The 18,864-nt window shown below is 71.6% G+C and carries 17 protein-coding genes; 13 read left to right on the top strand and 4 right to left on the bottom strand.

Going from position 1 to position 18,864, the window contains the following annotated elements:
• Positions 1-201: 201 nt before the first annotated feature.
• Positions 202-1,506 (bottom strand): ATP-binding protein, encoded by a 1,305-nt coding sequence (locus ABD709_RS17775; RefSeq protein ID WP_344777897.1) that lies wholly within the window; start codon positions 1,504-1,506, stop codon positions 202-204.
• Positions 1,503-2,171: a response regulator transcription factor gene (locus tag ABD709_RS17770; protein WP_344777903.1), complete on the bottom strand. Its 669-nt coding sequence runs from the start codon at positions 2,169-2,171 to the stop codon at positions 1,503-1,505. The genes ABD709_RS17775 and ABD709_RS17770 overlap by 4 nt, the downstream gene beginning before the upstream one ends.
• A gap of 207 nt (positions 2,172-2,378) precedes the next feature.
• Between ABD709_RS17770 and ABD709_RS17765 the strand changes: the two genes are divergently transcribed.
• From ABD709_RS17765 to ABD709_RS17745, 5 genes are read left to right on the top strand one after another with little or no spacing between them, the layout of a single operon-like run.
• The gene (locus ABD709_RS17765) at positions 2,379-8,060 is read left to right on the top strand and encodes an Ig-like domain-containing protein (protein ID WP_344777895.1); all 5,682 of its coding nucleotides are present in this window, start codon (positions 2,379-2,381) and stop codon (positions 8,058-8,060) included.
• Between the two features lie 26 nt (positions 8,061-8,086).
• Positions 8,087-8,587 carry a phage tail protein gene (locus tag ABD709_RS17760; protein WP_344777893.1) on the top strand — a complete coding sequence of 167 codons (501 nt, stop codon included), beginning with the start codon at positions 8,087-8,089 and terminating at the stop codon, positions 8,585-8,587.
• A 9-nt stretch (positions 8,588-8,596) separates the two neighbouring features.
• Entirely contained in the window at positions 8,597-9,118 is a 522-nt protein-coding gene (locus ABD709_RS17755) for a phage tail protein (protein WP_344777891.1), read from the top strand.
• Between the two features lie 8 nt (positions 9,119-9,126).
• Positions 9,127-9,648 (top strand): phage tail protein, encoded by a 522-nt coding sequence (locus ABD709_RS17750; protein ID WP_344777886.1) that lies wholly within the window; start codon positions 9,127-9,129, stop codon positions 9,646-9,648.
• Complete coding sequence (locus ABD709_RS17745) at positions 9,648-10,112, top strand: GNAT family N-acetyltransferase (RefSeq protein WP_344777884.1); 465 nt, start codon at positions 9,648-9,650, stop codon at positions 10,110-10,112. The genes ABD709_RS17750 and ABD709_RS17745 overlap by 1 nt, the downstream gene beginning before the upstream one ends.
• Before the next feature lie 17 nt (positions 10,113-10,129).
• On the opposite strand, the gene ABD709_RS17740 is transcribed toward ABD709_RS17745, so the two are convergent.
• Complete coding sequence (locus ABD709_RS17740) at positions 10,130-10,444, bottom strand: DUF6916 family protein (RefSeq protein WP_344777882.1); 315 nt, start codon at positions 10,442-10,444, stop codon at positions 10,130-10,132.
• A 26-nt stretch (positions 10,445-10,470) separates the two neighbouring features.
• Between ABD709_RS17740 and ABD709_RS17735 the strand changes: the two genes are divergently transcribed.
• The 7 genes from ABD709_RS17735 (at position 10,471) to ABD709_RS17705 (ending at position 17,526) form a co-directional block, all read left to right on the top strand.
• Positions 10,471-10,902, top strand: coding sequence for a DUF6916 family protein (locus ABD709_RS17735; RefSeq protein ID WP_344777880.1), 432 nt, complete (start codon positions 10,471-10,473; stop codon positions 10,900-10,902).
• A gap of 155 nt (positions 10,903-11,057) precedes the next feature.
• On the top strand, positions 11,058-11,867 hold the full coding sequence (locus ABD709_RS17730; RefSeq protein ID WP_344777878.1) for an alpha/beta fold hydrolase: 810 nt from the start codon (positions 11,058-11,060) through the stop codon (positions 11,865-11,867).
• Positions 11,868-11,878: 11 nt separating this feature from the next.
• Positions 11,879-13,366 (top strand): flavin-containing monooxygenase, encoded by a 1,488-nt coding sequence (locus ABD709_RS17725; protein ID WP_344777876.1) that lies wholly within the window; start codon positions 11,879-11,881, stop codon positions 13,364-13,366.
• Positions 13,363-14,322 (top strand): AurF N-oxygenase family protein, encoded by a 960-nt coding sequence (locus ABD709_RS17720; protein WP_344777874.1) that lies wholly within the window; start codon positions 13,363-13,365, stop codon positions 14,320-14,322. Before ABD709_RS17725 ends, ABD709_RS17720 begins: the two co-directional genes overlap by 4 nt.
• A gap of 7 nt (positions 14,323-14,329) precedes the next feature.
• Entirely contained in the window at positions 14,330-15,751 is a 1,422-nt protein-coding gene (locus ABD709_RS17715; RefSeq protein WP_344777872.1) for an FAD-dependent oxidoreductase, read from the top strand.
• 9 nt (positions 15,752-15,760) lie between these two features.
• Positions 15,761-16,477, top strand: a complete 717-nt coding sequence (locus ABD709_RS17710; RefSeq protein WP_344777870.1) for a TetR/AcrR family transcriptional regulator — start codon at positions 15,761-15,763, stop codon at positions 16,475-16,477.
• A complete protein-coding gene (locus tag ABD709_RS17705; protein WP_344777868.1) occupies positions 16,477-17,526 on the top strand; it encodes a serine hydrolase domain-containing protein in 1,050 nt (349 codons plus the stop codon). Before ABD709_RS17710 ends, ABD709_RS17705 begins: the two co-directional genes overlap by 1 nt.
• Positions 17,527-17,529: 3 nt before the next feature.
• On the opposite strand, the gene ABD709_RS17700 is transcribed toward ABD709_RS17705, so the two are convergent.
• Complete coding sequence (locus ABD709_RS17700; protein ID WP_344777866.1) at positions 17,530-17,898, bottom strand: hypothetical protein; 369 nt, start codon at positions 17,896-17,898, stop codon at positions 17,530-17,532.
• Between the two features lie 96 nt (positions 17,899-17,994).
• Here ABD709_RS17700 and ABD709_RS17695 point away from each other — a divergent pair, with 96 nt between their 5' ends.
• Positions 17,995-18,864, top strand: a complete 870-nt coding sequence (locus ABD709_RS17695) for an AAA family ATPase (RefSeq protein ID WP_425575162.1) — start codon at positions 17,995-17,997, stop codon at positions 18,862-18,864.

The raw sequence follows: 18,864 nt of genomic DNA, 5'->3' as shown, positions 1-18,864 counted from the left end.
CCGCCTGGGTGAGGCCTTGGGTGGTGATGGCTGTGATGACCAGCCGCGCTCTCGACACGGGTGAGCATCACGGGCCCGTCTTGCAGATGTCGTGAGACATGCCTTGCAGATGTCCTGAACCAGCACACCACCGCCACCGCCACGATGTCGCAGGACGTCGGCAAGGTCCGGACCACGCACGAGGTCCGGACCTTGCTCGTCTCACCGTCTCGGCAGCCGTACGACGACCCGCGCGCCCGAGGCCCGGTCGGCGAAGGCCACGTCGCCTCCCGCGCTGCGCGCCACACGCCGGGCGAGCGGCAGGCCGAGGCCCGCGCCTCCGGTCGTCGTACGCCCGGGGAGGAAGCAGGCCTCCCGGTCCTCCGCCCCGACGCCCGGTCCGTCGTCGTCGACGATGATGTCGACCCAGTCGTCGACGGCGGCCGCCGTGATCCGGACGTGGCTTCCGTGCCGGGTCGCGTTGTCGACGACCGGGCCGATCGCCCGGACGGCCAGGGCGTCGTCCAGCGCGAGCCGCAGCGACTCGTCCACGTCGTAGGAGACCGCTCCCGGCCCGTGCGACCACGTCACCGCGTCCGCGAGCGCGTCCGCGAGGAGGCACGAGCCGCCCAGCGCCATCGGGAACTCCGCCCGAGCCAGCTCGAGCAGGCCGTCGATCGTCGCGCTCATCCGGCGGGCCGCGGCGAGCACCTCCTCCAGCGACTCCCGCGAGATCGGTCCCGCGTCGGCACCGGCGAGGGCGAGCTGGGCGTTCGCCTGCACCGATGCGAGCGGGGTCCGCAGCTCGTGCGCGAGCTCGGAGGTGAGTCGCTGCTCGGCGCGGATCGCCTCGGCGACCCGGTCCAGCAGCCGGTCGAGGGTGCGGCCGAGCTCGGTCAGCTCGTTGCCGCCCGGTCCGAGGTCGAATCGGTGGGTGAGGTCGTGCCGGCTCCAGTCATCCGCCGACCTGGACATCTCCACGACGGGTCGGAGCGCCCGCCGGCTCACCCAGGCCGACAGCCCGGCTGCGAGCAGCACCATCAGCGCACCGGCGCCGAGGCTGAGCCACAGTGCTTGGCGTTCGGCGCGCTCGTAGGGCCTCGCCGACTCCGTCACGACGACGGCGCCGCGGGTCCCGTCGGCGAGCGTGAACGGCCGCCCCAGGACGCGCGTCTCGTCGCCCACCTCGACCGAGCGGCTGTGGCTCGTCGTGGAGAGATCGCTGTAGACCTCGCGGAGCGACCGCGGTGCCGCTCCGGCCGCGAGCTCTCCCTGCTCGTCGTAGACAGCGACGCCTGCCTCGAGCTGCGCCTCGGGCACCTGCAGGTCGCCCTGCGGCCCGGTCGTCACGGAGCCGATGACCGCGTCGGCGTGGTCGGACAGCACGGTGTCGATGGTGCCCGCCGCCGAGCGCGCGAGCACCAGTTGGAGGACGAGGATCAGGACGACGACGCCGATGCCGGTGACGGCGGACGTCAGCACCACCAGCTGCGTGCGGAACGAGCCGCCCGAACGGAGGGCGATCACCGGAGCCGGTACCCCACGCCGCGCACCGTCTCCAGCGACAGCGGCGAGCGGACCTCGTCCAGCTTCTTCCGCAGCCGCCGGACGAAGGAGTCGACGGTGTTGTCGCTGACGATCGCTCCGTCCGGCCAGGCGGCTGCGACGACGGCGCGCCGGCGTACGACCTCGTCCGGCCGGGACGCGATCGCCGCGAGCATCCGGAACTCGGTGGGGGAGAGCGCGACCTCCGCGTGCTCGGTGCGGATGCTGTGCGAGGCGGGGTCGAGCTCCAGCCCGGAGCTCGGCCCGCCCCGGACCGCGCCCAGCTGCCGGCCGCGCCGTCCGAGCACCTCGACCCGCGCGACCAGCTCCTTGATCTCGAACGGCTTGGCCACGTAGTCGTCGCCGCCCGCCCCGAAACCGGCCAGCCGCTCGTGGGTGGCGTCGAGGGCCGTCAGGAACAGGACCGGCGCCTCCTGGCCGGCCGCCTTCAGCGCCTGGCACACGTCGCGGCCGTCGGCGTCGGGAAGCCCGATGTCCATCACCACGACCTCGATGCCGCTGTCCGGCCCGAACAGCCGCAGCGCCTCACCGCCGGTGTGGGCGAGCACGACGCGGTGGCCGGCGCCGCCCAGCGTCTGGTCGAGCACCCGGCGCAGCGCCGGGTCGTCCTCGCACACCCCCACCATGAACTGCACGGCCACATCGAACCACGCACCCGGGCGAGCGTCCTGGAGTGCGTTTCCCCAAAACCCTGCGGAGGTGCCGACGCCGTGCCAGTGTCATAGCGACCCATTGGGAGCGAGAGGGACGCGGCCGTGGTTACAGATTCATCTTGGCCGAGGCGCGTCGTTCCCGCGCTCACCGGAGCGGCGCTCTTCCTGGCGCTGTCGGTCGTGACCGTGGCCGCCCCGGCCGGAGCAGCCACGACGGACGACCAGCGGGCGGGTTGCACGCTCGTCGGGACGGGCGGCGCCGATCACCTCGTCGGCACCCCCGGCGCGGACGTCATCTGCGGCCGCGGCGGCGACGACGTGATCCGCGGGCGTGGTGGCGCCGACATCGTCCGCGGGGGCAGGGGCGACGACACGCTCAGCGGCGGCCGTGGCGATGACGAGCTCGTCGGCGGCAAGGGCGACGACGAGCTGCGCGGGGGCGCCGGCGACGACCTCCTGAAGGCCAAGGGCGACCCGGCGTACGTCGACCGCCTCGGCTGCGGCACCGGCACCGACCGGGCGAGAGCAGACAGCGTCGACGTCGTCGCCGCCAGCTGCGAGGACGACGGCACCCCCGGAAACACTGCACCTGTCGCGGTGGACGACAGCGTCACGGCGACCGAGGACACACCCGTGGACCTCCCGGTCGCCGGGCCGGGGAGTCCCGCGGCCAACGACACCGACGTCGACGGTGACACGCTCACGGTCATCGCGGTCTCCGGGGCGACGGGCGGCACCGTGGCGCTTGCTGGGGGCACGATCACGTTCACGCCCGATGCCGGCCTCTGCGGCAACGGTGCCGGGCGGTTCGACTACACCGTCGCCGACGGCCACGGCGGCGAGGACACCGGCACGGTCACGGTCGACATCACCTGCGTGGACGACCCGCCGCGCGCGGTCGACGACGCCAAGACCGTCGACCAGAACGACCCGTCCACGGCGATCGACGTGCTGGCGAACGACACCGACGCCGACGGCGGCCCGATCTCGATCGCCTCGGTCACCCAGCCGGCCCACGGCACCGTGGTGATCACGGGCGGCGGGTCCGGCCTGACCTACGAGCCGGAAGCCGGCTACTGCAACAACCCTCCCGGCACTGCGCTCGACACGTTCGGCTACACCCTCGCCCCGGGCGGCTCGTCGGCGACCGTCACGGTGACGGTGAGCTGCGTCGACCAAGCGCCGCACGCGGTCGACGACGCCGCCTCTCTCACCGAGGACGACCCTGCGACGGCGGTCGACGTGCTCGCCAACGACACCGACAGCGACGGTGGACCGAAGGCCATCGCGTCGGTGACCCAGCCCAGCCACGGCACGGCCACGATCGTCGGCGGCGGAACCGAGGTGACCTACGCGCCCTTCGACAACTACTGCAACGCTCCCGGCGGCCCGCTCGACACCTTCACGTACACGCTGTCGCCCGGCGGCTCGACCGCCACCGTCTCGATGACGGTCTTCTGCGTCGACGACCCGCCGCACGCGGCCGACGACGCGAAGACCGTCACCGAGGACGACGCCGCCACCGCGATCAACGTGCGCGCCAACGACACCGACGTCGAGGGTGACCCGATCTCGATCGCCTCGGTCACCCAGCCGACGCACGGGACGGTGGTGATCACCGGCGGCGGGACCGGGCTGACCTATGCGCCGAACGCGAACTACTGCAACACCCCGCCGGGCACCGCCCTGGACACCTTCACCTACACGGTCAACGGCGGCTCGACCGCGACGGTCAGCGTGGCGGTCACCTGCGTGGACGACCCGCCGCACGCCGTCGACGACGCGAAGACCGTGTCCGAGGACGACGCAGCGACGGCGGTGGACGTGCTTGCGAACGACACCGACATCGACGGCGGTCCGATGTCGGTGGCCTCGGTGACCCAGCCGGCCAACGGCACGGTGGTGATCACCGGCGGCGGGACCGGGCTGACCTACGCGCCGAACGCGAACTACTGCAACAACCCGCCGGGCACCTCGCTCGACACCTTCACCTACACCCTCAACGGTGGCTCGTCGGCGACGGTGGCGATCACGGTGACCTGTGTCGACGACCCGCCGCACGCGGTCGACGACACCAAGACGGTGTCGGAGGACGCCGGCGCGAGCGCGGTGGACGTGCTGGCCAACGACACCGACTCCGACGGTGGCCCGATGTCGGTGGCCTCGGTGACCCAGCCGGCCCACGGCACCGTGGTGATCACCGGTGGCGGGACCGGCCTGACCTACCAACCCTCAGCGAACTACTGCAACAGTCCGCCGGGCACCTCGCTCGACACGTTCACCTACACCCTCAACGGCGGCTCGACCGCGACAGTGACCGTGACCGTCACCTGCGTGGACGACCCACCGCACGCCGTCGACGACGCCCAGATCTTCACCGAGGGCGACGCAGCCACCGCGGTGGACGTCCTGGCCAACGACACCGACGTCGACGGCGGTCCGATGTCGGTGGCCTCGGTGACCCAGCCGGCCAACGGCACGGTGGTGATCACCGGCGGCGGGACCGGGCTGACCTACGCGCCGAACGCGAACTACTGCAACAACCCGCCGGGCACCTCGCTCGACACCTTCACCTACACGCTGAACGGTGGCTCGTCCGCGACGGTGACGATCACGGTGACCTGTGTCGACGACCCGCCGCACGCGGTCGACGACACCAAGACGGTGTCGGAGGACGCCGGCGCGACCGCGGTGGACGTGCTGGCCAACGACACCGACTCCGACGGTGGCCCGATGTCGGTGGCCTCGGTGACCCAGCCGGCCCACGGCACCGTGGTGATCACCGGTGGCGGGACCGGCCTGACCTACCAACCCACAGCGAACTACTGCAACAGCCCTCCCGGCACCACGCTCGACACGTTCACCTACACCCTGTCCCCGGGCACCTCGAGCGCGACGGTCACCCTGACCGTCACCTGCGTGGACGACCCGCCGCACGCGGTGGACGACGCCACGACCGTGCTGGAGGACTCCGGCGCCACGGCGGTCGACGTGCTGGCCAACGACACCGACATCGACGGCGGCACGAAGTCCGTCGCCAGCGTCACGCAGCCGACCGACGGCACCGTGGTCATCACGGGCGGCGGCACCGGCCTGACCTACGACCCCGACCCGAACTACTGCAACGACCCTCCCGGCAGCACGCCCGACACGTTCACCTACACGCTGAACGGAGGGTCGAGCGCCACGGTGGGCGTCACGGTCACCTGCGTCAACGACGCCCCGGTGGCCACCGACGAGTCGATCAACGGGACCAGCTCCGCGGTCGGCAACACGGTCCTGGTCGTCGACGACCCGACCGACGGAGCACCGTCGGCCGGCGGACCGCACAAGTCCGTCAGCGGTGACATCCTCGCCAACGACACCGACGTGGACGGCCCGGCTCCGCTGACGATCACAGCCGGCACCTTCTCGACGAACGACGGCGGATCGGTGACGGTCCAGGCGGACGGCGACTTCGTCTTCACGCCGGCGGCAGCCACCAGCTGCACCGACAGCTCCGACTTCTTCGACTACACCGTCGCCGACGCCGACGGCGCGAGCGACGTCGGCCGGGTGACGATCGCGATCGCCGGCTGCGTCTGGTACGTCTCCAACAACGCTGCCGGCAACGCAGGCACGTCGGACGCACCGTTCAACACGCTCGCGCAGGCCGACGCTGCCTCGGCCGCCAACGACACCATCTACCTCTACGAGGGCGACGGCACAACGACCGGCTACACCGCGGGCATCACGCTGAAGAGCGGCCAGAACCTGGTCGGAGACGGGGCGCAGCTCAAGGTGGGCTCCGACGTGCTGGCCGCCGGGACGGCGGGCAACCGTCCCACCATCACCAGGACCGGCGGCGACGTCGTCGTCCTCGCGGCCGGCAACACCGTGCGCGACCTCGCCATCGACCCGAACGGTGCGGGCTCCGGCATCGCCGGCGCGGCCTCCGCCGTCGCCGGGACGATCGCCGACGTGCAGATCCTCGACACCGGGACTTCGGGCACCCAGCCCGCACTCGACCTCGTCGGGACGTCCGGCACGTTCGCGATCTCGGACCTGGTCGTCGACAACACGGCCGCCACCGGCCAGACCTCCGGCTCGGAGGGCGTCCACCTGTCCAGCGCCGGCACCGTCACCTTCGACCCGACCAGCACGATCACGATCGCGGTCAAGGGGGCGAAGGGACTCGACGTCTCGAGCACCGCCCTCGGCACGAGCACGTTCGACAGCGTCACCGTCACCGGCTCGGGCAGCGGCGGTGTCTCCCTGGCGACCGTCACCGGGACGGTCACGTTCGGCGGCCTGGCGTTGACGACGACGTCCGGAAGCGCGGGCGGGTTCGTCGTCTCCAACTCGGGCACGGTCAGCGTGACCGGCACGACGAACACGCTCTCCAGTGTCGGCGGGCCCGCGCTGTCCTTCGCGCACTCGACGATCGGTGCCGCGGACCTCAACTTCCAGAAGGTCAGCTCGAGCGGCGCCAGCAACGGCATCGTGCTCGACACCACGGGCAACTCGGGCAGCCTGGTCGTCACCGGCAACGGCGGCACCTGCACCAACGCCGACACCAGCGGCTGCACGGGCGGGACGATCGCCGGCACGACCGGCGGCGACGACTCGTCGTCGCTGCCCGTCGGCACCGGCATCGTGCTGAACAGCACCCTCGCGCCGTCGTTCACCCGGATGTGGATCCACGACCACAGCAACTACGGCGTGCGGGGGACCGGCGTCAGCGGCTTCACGCTCGACACCAGCGTGGTGAACGGGAGCAACGGGACCAACACCGTCTCCCCGTACAACGACGCGGGCCTCGCCTTCGACAACCTCACCGGCTCGGCGTCGGTGACCAGCACCTACATCAGCGGCGGGATCGCCGACAACCTCAGGATCCAGAACACCACCGGCAGCCTCGACCGGCTGACCCTGACGAGCGTCACGTTCGGCACCAACGGCACCTCTCCCAACAACGACGCACTCGACATCGAGAGCTCGCCGGTCGCAGGAGCGCTCAAGGCCACCATCACCAACAGCACGTTCACCAGCGCGGCCGGCGACCTGATCGACTTCAACCACGACGGAACCGGCCTCGGCGACCTGGTGATCACCGGCAGCACCTTCTCCAACGCGCATCCGGCCATCGCCACGGGCGGCGGCGGCCTGTCGCTGTTCCAGGGCGGGACCGCCGGTGCCACGACCATGCAGATCAACGGCAACTCGTTCCGTGACGCGGTGGGCCCCGGCATCCTGGTGGCGAAGCTCTCGGGCTCGTCCACGCAGCAGGGCAAGTTCTACAACAACACGATCGGCGTCAGCGGGGTGGCCAATTCCGGCTCGCGCGAGGGCTCGGGCCTGAAGATCCAGGACGTGGGCGGCGGCACCGACGCCTGGTCGGTCGACGGCAACACGATCCGCGGCTACAACAACTTCGGGGTCGAGGTGCTGGCCGGCGGTGGCGGCAGCCCGGTGGGCGGCGCCTTCGACACCCGGGTCACCAACAACACGATCGCTGAGCCGGGCACCTACGCGGGCACGATCGCGATCGTGAAGAACGGCGTGCACTACAACATCGGCACCACCCCCGGCGACACCTTCGCGGCCTGTGCCGCGATCACGTCCAACACCCTCGACCAGAGCGGGGCCGACGGTGTGCCGGCGACGGGCTTCGATTCCGACATCCGGCTCCGGCAGCGGCAGGCGACCACCATCCGGCTGCCGGGCTACGGGGGTGCCAACAACGACAACACCGCGGTGCAGAACTTCCTCTCGGGCAACCAGAACAACTCCGGAGGCACGACGTCGCAGGCGTCCAACACGGTGCCCACCGGCGGCGGGTTCACCGGCGGCGCCGCGTGCTCGACGCCGACGGTGCCGTGACCGAGACAGACCGAGAAGGATGACCCATGGCTGACCCGTTCTACGGCGAGATCCGGATGATGTCGTTCAACTTCGCCCCCAAGGGCTGGGCGCAGTGCAACGGCCAGACCCTCCCGATCAACCAGAACCAGGCGCTCTTCTCGCTGCTGGGCACGAACTTCGGCGGCAACGGCCAGACGACCTTCGCCCTGCCCGACTACCGCGGGCGGGTCCCCGTCCACGTCGGGGCCGGCCACACGCTCGGCGAACGGGCCGGGCAGGCCAGCCACACCCTGACCATGGGTGAGACGCCGCAGCACCTCCACGCCGTCCAGGCCTCCTCCCAGGCCACGGGCGGGTCGGCGTCGCCGTCCGGTCGCTACCTCGGCGGCGCCAACAACGCCTACCGGTCCGGCGCGGGGACGACGACGCTTGCCGCCTCGACGATCGGCAACGCCGGCGGCAGCCAGGCCCACGAGAACAGGCAGCCGTACCTGGTCGTGAGCTTCTGCATCGCGCTCGTGGGCATCTTCCCGAGCCAGAGCTGAGGAGCTGAGATGGCACAGCCCTATACCGGCGAGATCCGGATGTTCGGCGGCAACTTCGCGCCGGTCGGCTGGCTGATGTGCAACGGTCAGCTGCTGCCCATCTCCGAGTACGAGGTCCTGTTCCAGCTGATCGGCACCACCTACGGCGGCGACGGCCAGGAGACCTTCGCACTGCCCGACCTCCGTGGCCGCCTGCCCGTCCACCAGGGCACCGGGTCGGACGGCACGACGTACGTCATCGGCGAGGCCGCGGGCGTCGAGTCGGTCACGCTGACGACCAACCAGATCCCCGTGCACACCCACGCTCTGACCGCCAACGACAGCCAGCCCGGCAACGCCGTGACGCCGGGCGGGAACCTTCCCGCGATGTCGTTGAACGTCGTCCCCTTCATCCAGGACGCGACGTCGGGCTCGTTCAACGCGGCAGCGATCGGGCCGGCCGGAGGCAGCCAGCCGCACACCAACCTGCAGCCCTACCTCTGCGTGAACTTCATCATCGCCTACGACGGCTTGTTCCCGTCCCCGACCTAGGAGCCACGGTGGCCGACCCCTTCCTGGCGGAGATCCGGATCTTCGCGTTCAACTTCGCCCCCCGCGGCTGGGCCTGGTGCGACGGCCAGCTCCTGCCGCTCTCGCAGAACACGGCACTCTTCTCCCTGCTCGGGACGACCTACGGCGGCAACGGGCAGTCGAACTTCGCGCTGCCGGACCTGCAGGGTGCCGCACCCATGCACCCCGGCCAGGGCAACGGCCTCAGCAACCACTCGCTCGGCGAGACCGGCGGCGTCGAGAACGTGACCCTGCTGACCTCGGAGATGCCGGTCCACTCCCACAGCATGTCTGCCGACATCATCGACCTCGCCGACACGTCCACGCCCGGGCCGGCCGCAGTCTACGCGCAGTCCGCCAGCGGCACCCTCTACCAGAGCTCCGCCGACACCCAGCTCGCCGCGACGGCGCTCGCCCCGGCCGGCGGCAGCCAGCCGCACAACAACATGCAGCCCTACCTGACCTGCAACTTCAACATCGCCCTCGAGGGCATCTACCCGGCGAGGCCCTGATGGAGACCCTCCGACCCTCGACCGAGGAGGACCTCCCGTTCCTCCGGGAGGTCTACGCCGCCTCGCGCGCCGAGGAGCTCGACCAGGTCGAGTGGCCGCCGGGCCAGCGCGAGGCCTTCGTCCGGATGCAGTTCGACCTCCAGGACGCCCAGTACCGCGGCGGCAACCCGGACGGCAGCTTCGACGTCGTCGAGGTCGACGGCACGCCCGCCGGCCGGCTGTACGTCGACCGCCGACCCGACGACATCCGGATCATCGACATCGCCCTGCTGCCGCGGTTTCGTGGCGCCGGCATCGGCGGGCGGCTGCTGCAGGCCCTGCTCGACGAGGCGGCGGCCTCACGCCGGACCGCCAGCATCCACGTCGAGGTGCACAACCGCGCCGCACGGCTCTACGAGCGACTGGGCTTCCGGCCCGCCGCCGAGCGGGGGCTCTACCGGCTGATGGAGTGGAGCGCCGCGTGACCCCTCAGCACCTGACGTCAGGCGAACACGGCCTCGTAGCGCACCCCGTCCGCGTCGGCCCCGATCGGCACCAGGAACAGCGCGAGGTCGCCGAGCGCGCCGTGGCTCAGCTCCTGGGTGCCCTGCCCGAGCAGCGGGTCGGACGGACCGAGGAAGACGACGGAGAACTGCTCGCGCGGGGTGCCGTCCGGACCCGCCCCGCCATCGCGACCCAGGGCGCTGACCTCCTCGACGGTCAGCGGCACCTTGCGACCGTCAGGCAACGCGAGGGTGAACACCTCGCCGACCAGGCCGGTGAAGTCCGCGTAGGTGAGCCAGGGGGTCGCTGCCACGACCCGATGCTAACGAGGAGGAGCAGATGAGCGACGTTTCCCGCCGCAGCGTGATCGCTGCCGGCGCCACCGGGCTGGTAGCGGGCGGTGTGCTCGCCCAGGGCGTCCCGGCCGACGCCGCGCCCAACGCGCTCCCTTCCGCCGCCCCTGCCCGACCCTTCACCACGAGCGGCCAGCTCTACTCGCGTGCGCGGTTCACATCGTTGCGGCACGCTCGCTTCTCCGTCCAGGGTCCCGGGGTGTCCACCACGATGGTGCTTGTCGCGATCGACGACCTGGTCGGCTCTCCCCATGGCGACAAGCACCACTACCAACTGACCTTCCGGGCGAGCTCGCGCGGCCCGGAGCAGGGCACCTACACGCTGCAGCGACGGCACTTCGACGCCACCTCGATGTTCCTCGTCCCCACCGACGAGGAGCGTCGCCGCTACCTGGCCATCGTCAACCGCGGCCACTAGCGCTCAGCGCCCCGCACCCGGAGCCGTGCGCTCCGTCACACCTCCGCGCCACGATCCGGCGAGGGGGTTTACACGAGCGCCATCTTTGTCCAGACTGCCTAGTACACAGTGTCGTGCTAACTATGGGCAGCAGTGCTCAGGTGACGGAGGTTCGGATGTTGGCTCACGAGCGGATGGGTGCGGGGGAGCCGCTGGTCCTCGTGCACGGGATCAGCCACCGACGCCAGGCCTGGTACCCCGTCGCCGAGCGGCTAGCCGAGCACCGCGAGGTGATCCTGTTCGACCTGCCCGGCCACGGCGAGTCGCCCGCGCTGGTCACGAACGGCCGTCCGGTCAAGGAGGTCCTCCAGGAGGTCCTTGTCGAGCTGTTCGACGAGCTCGACCTGCACCGCCCGCACATCGCCGGCAACTCGCTCGGCGGCCGGATCTCGCTCGAGGCGGCGGCCGACGGCCTGGTGAGCAGCGCGACCGGGCTCTCGCCGGCGGGGTTCTGGCAGGGCGACCTCGACTTCGCCTACATCCGGGCGCACTTCGCGGCCCTGATGACCACGGCGCGGGTGACGCGCCCGGTTGCTCCGACGCTCGCGCGCTCCGGCCTCGGCCGCAAGGTGATGCTCGGCTCGCTGATGACGCACGGCGAGCGGGTCGACCGCGACCACCTCCTGGGCGACCTCGAGCACATGGTCGCCGCGCGGCCCGCCCTGAAGACGATCATGTCCGCGGCCTACCCGTTCGTGACCGACATCCCCGCCGAGGTCCCGGTGACCATCGCCTGGGGCACCAAGGACCGCGTCCTGCTGCCCTACCAGGCCGAGCGCGCCCGCCGGCAGCTGCCCGGAGCCGAGCACGTGCGGCTCGAGGGCAGCGGCCACGTGCCCATGTCCGACGACGTCGACGGGGTGGTCGACGTCCTCCTGCGTGGATCCAGCCACGGCCTGCGCTCGGTCGCCTCGGCCGTCGCCTGAGGAGGAGCACCATGACCGAGACCGACTTCGACGTCCTCATCATCGGGGCGGGCATCTCCGGCATCGGCGCCGCCTGCCACCTGGTGCGCTCCGGGTCCGGCAAGACGTACGCCGTCCTGGAGCGGCGCGCCGCGGTCGGCGGCACCTGGGACCTGTTCCGTTATCCCGGCATCCGCTCCGACTCCGACATGCTGACCTTCGGCTTCGGGTTCCGCCCGTGGAACGGCACCAAGGTGCTGGCCGACGGCTCGAGCATCAAGCGGTACGTCGCCGAGACCGCCGAGGAGTACGGCGTCAGCGAGCACATCCGGTTCGGGCACCAGGTGACGAAGGCCAGCTGGTCGACCGCGGACGGCCGGTGGACGGTCGACGTGCTCGTGGACGGGCGGCCGGAGACCTACACCAGCCGCTTCCTCGTCGGCGCGACCGGCTACTACGACTACGACCAGGGCCACCGCCCGGTGTTCCCGGGCGAGGAGGACTTCGCCGGTCAGGTCGTCCATCCCCAGTTCTGGCCCGCGGACCTCGACCACACCGGCAAGCGCGTCGTCGTCATCGGCAGCGGCGCCACCGCGATCACCCTGGTGCCGACGATGGCGCCGGCCGCCGAGCACGTCACGATGCTCCAGCGCTCGCCGAGCTATGTGATGACGGTGCCGGCGACGGATCCGGTCGCCTCTCCGCTGGCGAAGGTGGGCGTGCCCGCCGGCCTGATCTACCGCAGCGGCCGGATCCGCAACATCCTGCTCCAGCAGGCGGTCTACAAGCTCTGCCGCACCCAGCCCGCCCTCGCCCGCAAGGTGCTGCTCCGGGCGGTCCGCGCCCAGGTCGGCCCCGACGTCGACATGAAGCACTTCTCGCCGTCCTACGACCCCTGGGACGAGCGGCTCTGCGTCGTCCCGAACGGCGACCTGTTCCGGGCGCTGCGCAGGGGCGAGGCCTCGATCGTCACCGACCACATCGACACCTTCACCGAGACCGGCATCCGCACGCGCTCGGGTGAGGAGATCCCGGCCGACATCGTGGTCGTCGCGACCGGGCTCAAGATCCAGCTGATGGGCGGCGCCGAGCTCGAGGTCGACGGCGAGCGCATCGACACCCACGACCGGCTGCTCTACAAGGGCGTGCTGCTGGAGGGCGTGCCCAACGCGATGTACGTCATCGGCTACACCAACGCGTCCTGGACGCTCAAGGCCGACCTCGCGAGCGAGTACTTCTGCCGCCTCATCCAGCACATGGACGAGCACGGCCACACGAAGGTCGTCGCCGTCGCTGACGACGACGACCGCACCGAGGTGTCCGTGATGGGCGACTCGATGCGCTCGGGCTACATCCAGCGCGGCGACGCCGTGATGCCCCGCCAAGGCCGGCGCGCACCATGGCTGATCCGCAACGACTACCTGCGCGACGCGCCGCTGCTCCGCCGCGGCCGCGTCGCCGAACCCGCCCTGCAGTTCACCACCGACCGGTCCGACGCCCTGACGGGAGCATCACGATGACTGCTGTGCAGACCTACGACGAGAAGCTGCAGACCCTGAGCGAGGGCTCGGTCCGGCTCTCGTTCAACGCCTTCAAGGACATCCCGTGGGACGACCCGGCCTACGCGATCGTGCCGAACGACCGCCGCTGGATCCTCCCGACGGTGGACCCGCTCGGCAGCCACGCCTGGTACCAGGGGTTGCCCGAGGAGCGTCAGATCGAGATCGGCATGGCCCGGATGGCGAACATCGCCAAGGTCGGCTGGCAGTTCGAGAACGTGCTCATCAAGGGCGTGCTCGAGTACCTCATGGACGTGCCCAACGGGACCCCGGAGTTCCGGTACCTCATGCACGAGGTCACCGAGGAGACCCACCACATCCAGATGTTCCAGGAGTTCGTGAACCGCACCGGCTCGGACATCCCCGGCGGCGCCCGCTGGTTCCGCGTGGTCCAGTCGGTGCTGCCCGTCTTCGGCCGGCTGCTGCCCGAGATCTTCTTCACCGGGGTGCTCGCCGGCGAGGAGCCGATCGACCACCTGCAGAAGAGCATCCTGCGGTCCGGCGACGACCTGCACCCGCTGATCGTGCGGATCATGCAGATCCACGTCGCCGAGGAGGCACGGCACATCTCCTTCGCGCACGAGTTCATAGCACGCAAGGCGCCGACGCTGGGCCGCGCGCGCAAGGCGCTGCTCTCGGTCGCCTACCCGGTGGTCATGCGGCTCCTCTGCGACGTCATCGCGACCCCCTCGCGGGAGTTCATCAAGCGCTACGACATCCCGAAGCAGGTGATCGACGACCTCTACTGGGACGCCCCGGAGTCGCAGAAGCTGCTGCGCGACCTGTTCGCCGACGTGCGGGTGCTCGCCGGCGAGGCCGGCCTGATGAACCCGGTCTCGCGCGTCCTCTGGAAGCGGCTGCACATCGACGGCCGTCCCGCCCGGTTCCGGAGCGAGCCGGCCCCGAAGGCCGCCTAGGACCGTCATGCCCTACGTCGTCACGCAGTCCTGCTGCAGTGACGGGGCCTGTGTCGTCGCCTGTCCCGTCAACGCCATCCACCCGGCTCCCGGCGAGCCCGGCTTCGCCACCGCCGAGATGCTGTACGTCGACCCGGTCACCTGCGTCGACTGCGGCGCCTGCGCGACGGCCTGCCCGGTGGACGCGCTCCTTCCGGACACCAAGCTGACCGACAAGCAGCTTCCGTTCATCGAGCTCAACGCGGCCTACTACCGCGAGCACCCGCACGCCGACCGCACACCGCTCGCACTCGTGCCCCCGCACCGCGAGTCCGACACCCTCGGGCTGCGGGTCGCGGTCGTCGGCGCCGGCCCGGCCGGCATGTACGCCGCCGACGAGCTGCTCAAGCTGCCCGGTGTCGAGGTCGACGTCTTCGACCGGCTCCCGACGCCGTACGGCCTGGCGCGGTTCGGCGTCGCCCCCGACCACCCGCGCACCCGCCAGGTGATCGAGCTGTTCGAGAAGATCGAGCGGGAGCCAGGGTTCCGCTACCGACTCGACGTCGAGGTCGGCTCGGACGTGAGCCTCGACGAGCTGCGCGTGGGCTACCACGCCGTCGTGTACGCCGTCGGCGCCGCGACCGACCGCCGGCTCGGCGTACCCGGCGAGGAGCTGCCCGGCAGCGTCTCCGCGACCGAGCTGGTCGCCTGGTACAACGGTCATCCCGACGCCGCCGAGCGCGACTACCCGCTCGACACCGAGCGCGCCGTGGTCATCGGCAACGGCAACGTCGCCCTCGACGTCGCGCGGATCCTCACCGCAGAGCCCGACCGGCTGGCGGAGACCGACATCTCCCGGCGGGCGCTCCTCGGGCTGCGGGGCAGTGGCATCCGCGAGGTCGTGGTCCTCGGCCGGCGCGGTCCGGCCGAGGCCGCCTTCACGCTGCCGGAGCTGGTCGGCCTGGCCGGGCTCGACGACGTCGACGTCGTGGTCGAGGGCGAGGTCGCCGTGACCGACGCCAAGACCGGGATCCTCGCCGACATCGCGCGGCGCACGCCCGTCCCCGGGCGGCGGCGGATCGTGCTGCGGTTCAACCGCGCGCCGGTCCGGGTGCTGGGGGACGACGTCGCGGACGGTCTCGAGGTCGAGCGCACCGAGGTCCTCGACGGTCGTGCCGTGCTGACGGGGGAGACCGAGCGGATCGACGCCGGTCTGGTCCTGCGCGCCATCGGCTACCGCGCGCAGCCGGTGCCGGGGCTGCCGTTCGACGAGCGGCGGGCGCTGGTTCCCAACGACGGCGGCCGGGTCGAGCCCGGCGTCTACGTCGCCGGCTGGATCAAGCGCGGCGCCACCGGCTACCTCGGCACGAACAAGACGTGCTCGAAGGAGACCGTCGACCGGCTGCTCGACGACCTCGACGCGGGACTGCTGCGAGTGCCCGCGCACTAGCATTCGGCCATGCCGCACGTCCCGCACGTCCCCCGGCCCCGCGTGCCGGGCATCGACGGGCGGAGCCTGCGCTGGGAGAGCCACAACGCCGAGCGTCGCGAGCAGGTGCTGGCGGCGGCCGTCGAGCTGCTCGAGGAGCAGCCGCCGGGCGCCGAGATCCATGTCCAGCAGATCGCCGAGCGAGCCGGTCTCGCCCGCACCGTGGTCTACCGGCTGTTCAACAGCCGGGCCGACCTCCAGCGCGCCGTGCAGCTGCGCGTGGTCGAGATGATCCGCGGCGTGCTCGAGGTGAACTTCGAGCTCACCGGCAGCGCCGACGAGATCATCCGCGGCATCGTCGGCTCCTACGTCGACTGGGTCGCCGAGCACCCGCAGCTGCACGACATGGCCGAGCGGGAGCTGGGCGACGGGGAACCCGGCGAGCTCGAGCGGGCCATCGACGTGCTCGGCAAGGAGCTCTCGGAGCTGCTGCAGGCGGGTGCCGCGCTGCTCGACAACGACCTCGACGACACCCTCATCGCCATGCTCGACCTGCTCGTCGTCGGCCTGATCGGGCAGGTGCGGGGCGCGGTCAACCAGTGGGTACGACGCCCCGACCGCACGCCGAGCGCCCGGACCCTGACCGGGCTCCTGAGCCGGTGGATCTGGTACCAGATCGACGGCCAGGCGCGCGAGCTCGGCGTCGTCGTCGACCCGACCCGACCGATCGAGCAGGCTCGGGTCTGATGCTGGAGCGGCTGCACCGGGAGGGCCGCGAGCCCGGTGGGGCGGTCTGCGTGATCCGCGACGACGTGGCCGAGGAGACCATGGTCGGCGACCGCGGCGACGGCACCCCCTGGACCTCTGACACCCTGGTGATGACCTACTCGTGCGGAAAGCCGATGGCCGCGCTCGCGGTGCTGTCGGCCGTGGCGGAGGGCGCGCTCGGGCTGGACCAGCCGGTGGCGGAGGCATGGCCGGCGTACGCCGCGAACGGGAAGGGCGCGACCACGGTCCGCCACCTCCTCAGCCACCAGGCCGGTCTGCCGTTGTACCCGGAGGCCGCGGCCGCGCTGGAGTACGACGACCGCGAGGCCCTCGTCGAGCTGCTCGCCGGCGCCGCGCCGGTCCACGAGCCGGGGACCCGGGTCGCCGAGCACGCGCTCACCTACGGCCACCTGTGCGACGAGCTGCTGCGGCGCACGGCCGGCGAGCCCGTCGACGAGCGGTTCGCCCGGATCGCTGCCGCGAACGGCTGGGATCTGCACCTGTCCGTGCCCGCCGACCAGCTGCACCGGGTCGCCGACGTCGTCCCGGTCGACCCGACCTGGCCGCAGCACTACCTGCAGGACCCTCGCTGGGGGCCGGCGCTCGGCCGGCCGCCCGGGCTGCTCGACCCCGTCGTGCTGAACTCCGAGCGCTGGCGGCGTACCTCGTTCGCGGCGATCTCGCTGCACGCCTCGGCGCGCGGCCTGGCGCGGTTGTACGCCGACCTGGTCCCGGCCGACGGGCCGGTCGCCGAGCTGCTCGGCCCCGACCTGCACGCCGAGCTGCTCCGCCCGCAGCGGACCGGGGTCGACGGCGTGATCGGCCGCGAGGTCACCTGGACCCTGGCCTTCCAGCGCGACGACCTGCCCGGCGGCCGCTCCGAGATCGGCATGGGCGGTGCCGGCGGCTGCAGCGGCTGGGTCTCGGTCGGGTCGGACGGCACGCCCGGGTACGCGGCGGCGTACGTCACCCGCGGCCTGGGCGACCACGACCGCGGCGACCAGGTGTGGCGCGCCCTCGAGCCGTGAGGCTCAGCGCGGCTGGCGGGAGCGGCCCAGGCAGACCGCGACCAGCTCGCCCGGCTTCTCGCCGTTGAAGACCTGCCAGCCGGCGTCGAAGGACACCAGCTCGGTGGTGCCGCTCGGGTGCCGGACGATCGCCTTGGCCGGGATCACCCCGGAGCCGAAGCCGGTCGTCGAGCAGTGCTGCCGCTCCAGCATCCGGTCCAGGCCGTGGGAGGAGAGGCCGAGGTGCTCGGTCGGAGGCGTCGCCTGCGGCTGGCCGAGGACGCTCATGGCGCCGAGCCCGACCAGCAGGGTGAGACCGCCGGCGGTCAGCGCGCTGCGGAGGGACATCACCGTGGTCTCCACGCGAGACCGCTCCGGAACTGCGACGGTCATCCAGTCACCCCCTTGGCTGTGCCGAGCACCGTCCTTCGATCTCGTCAACGAGACGCGCGGGATCTGGTCACGAGGCGGACGTGTGACGATGTGCCCATGACCTGGTTCGAGTCCCCGGCCGACGTCGCCACCCGGCTGCAGGCCGCCGGCTACCTCGCCGACGCCGCGACGGCGACCACCGCGTTCCTCGCCGGTGCGCTGGAGAAGCCGCTGCTGCTCGAGGGCCCCGCGGGTGTCGGGAAGACCGAGCTGGCCAAGGCCGTGTCCCGGGCGACGGGCGCCGACCTGGTCCGGCTGCAGTGCTACGAGGGCCTCGACGAGGCGCGGGCGCTCTATGAGTGGAACTACAAGAAGCAGCTGCTCCGCATCCAGGCCACCAACGCCGACGACCTCGACTGGACCCGGACCCACGACGAGATCTTCACCGAGGAGTTCCTGCTCACCCGGCCGCTGCTCACCGCGATCCGGCGCGACGAGCCGACCGTGCTGCTCATCGACGAGGTCGACAAGACCGACGTGGAGGTCGAGGGCCTGCTGCTGGAGGTCCTCTCCGACTTCCAGGTCACGATCCCCGAGCTCGGGACGGTGGCCGCCGTACGTCGCCCCTACGTCGTGCTCACCTCCAACGCCAGCCGCGAGCTGTCCGAGGCCGTCAAGCGGCGTTGCCTCTACCTGCACCTGGACTACCCGGACGCGGCGCGGGAGCGGGAGATCCTGCTGTCGCAGGTCCCCGACCTCGACGACCGGATCGCCGAGCAGCTGGTGGCGACCGTCGGCCGGCTGCGTGACCTCGAGCTGAAGAAGGCGCCGTCGATCGCCGAGTCGGTCGACTGGGCCCGCACCCTGCTCGCGCTCGAGATCCGCGACCTCGACGAGAAGGCGGTCGCCGACACCCTGGGCGTCGTGCTCAAGCACGCCTCCGACCACGAGCGCGCGGTCCGCGAGCTCAAGCTCGCGAAGAGCTGA

It is taken from the genome of Nocardioides panacisoli (genome assembly GCF_039537325.1).
Taxonomy (GTDB): domain Bacteria; phylum Actinomycetota; class Actinomycetes; order Propionibacteriales; family Nocardioidaceae; genus Nocardioides; species Nocardioides panacisoli.
This window is presented reverse-complemented; position numbering and strand designations above follow the sequence as displayed.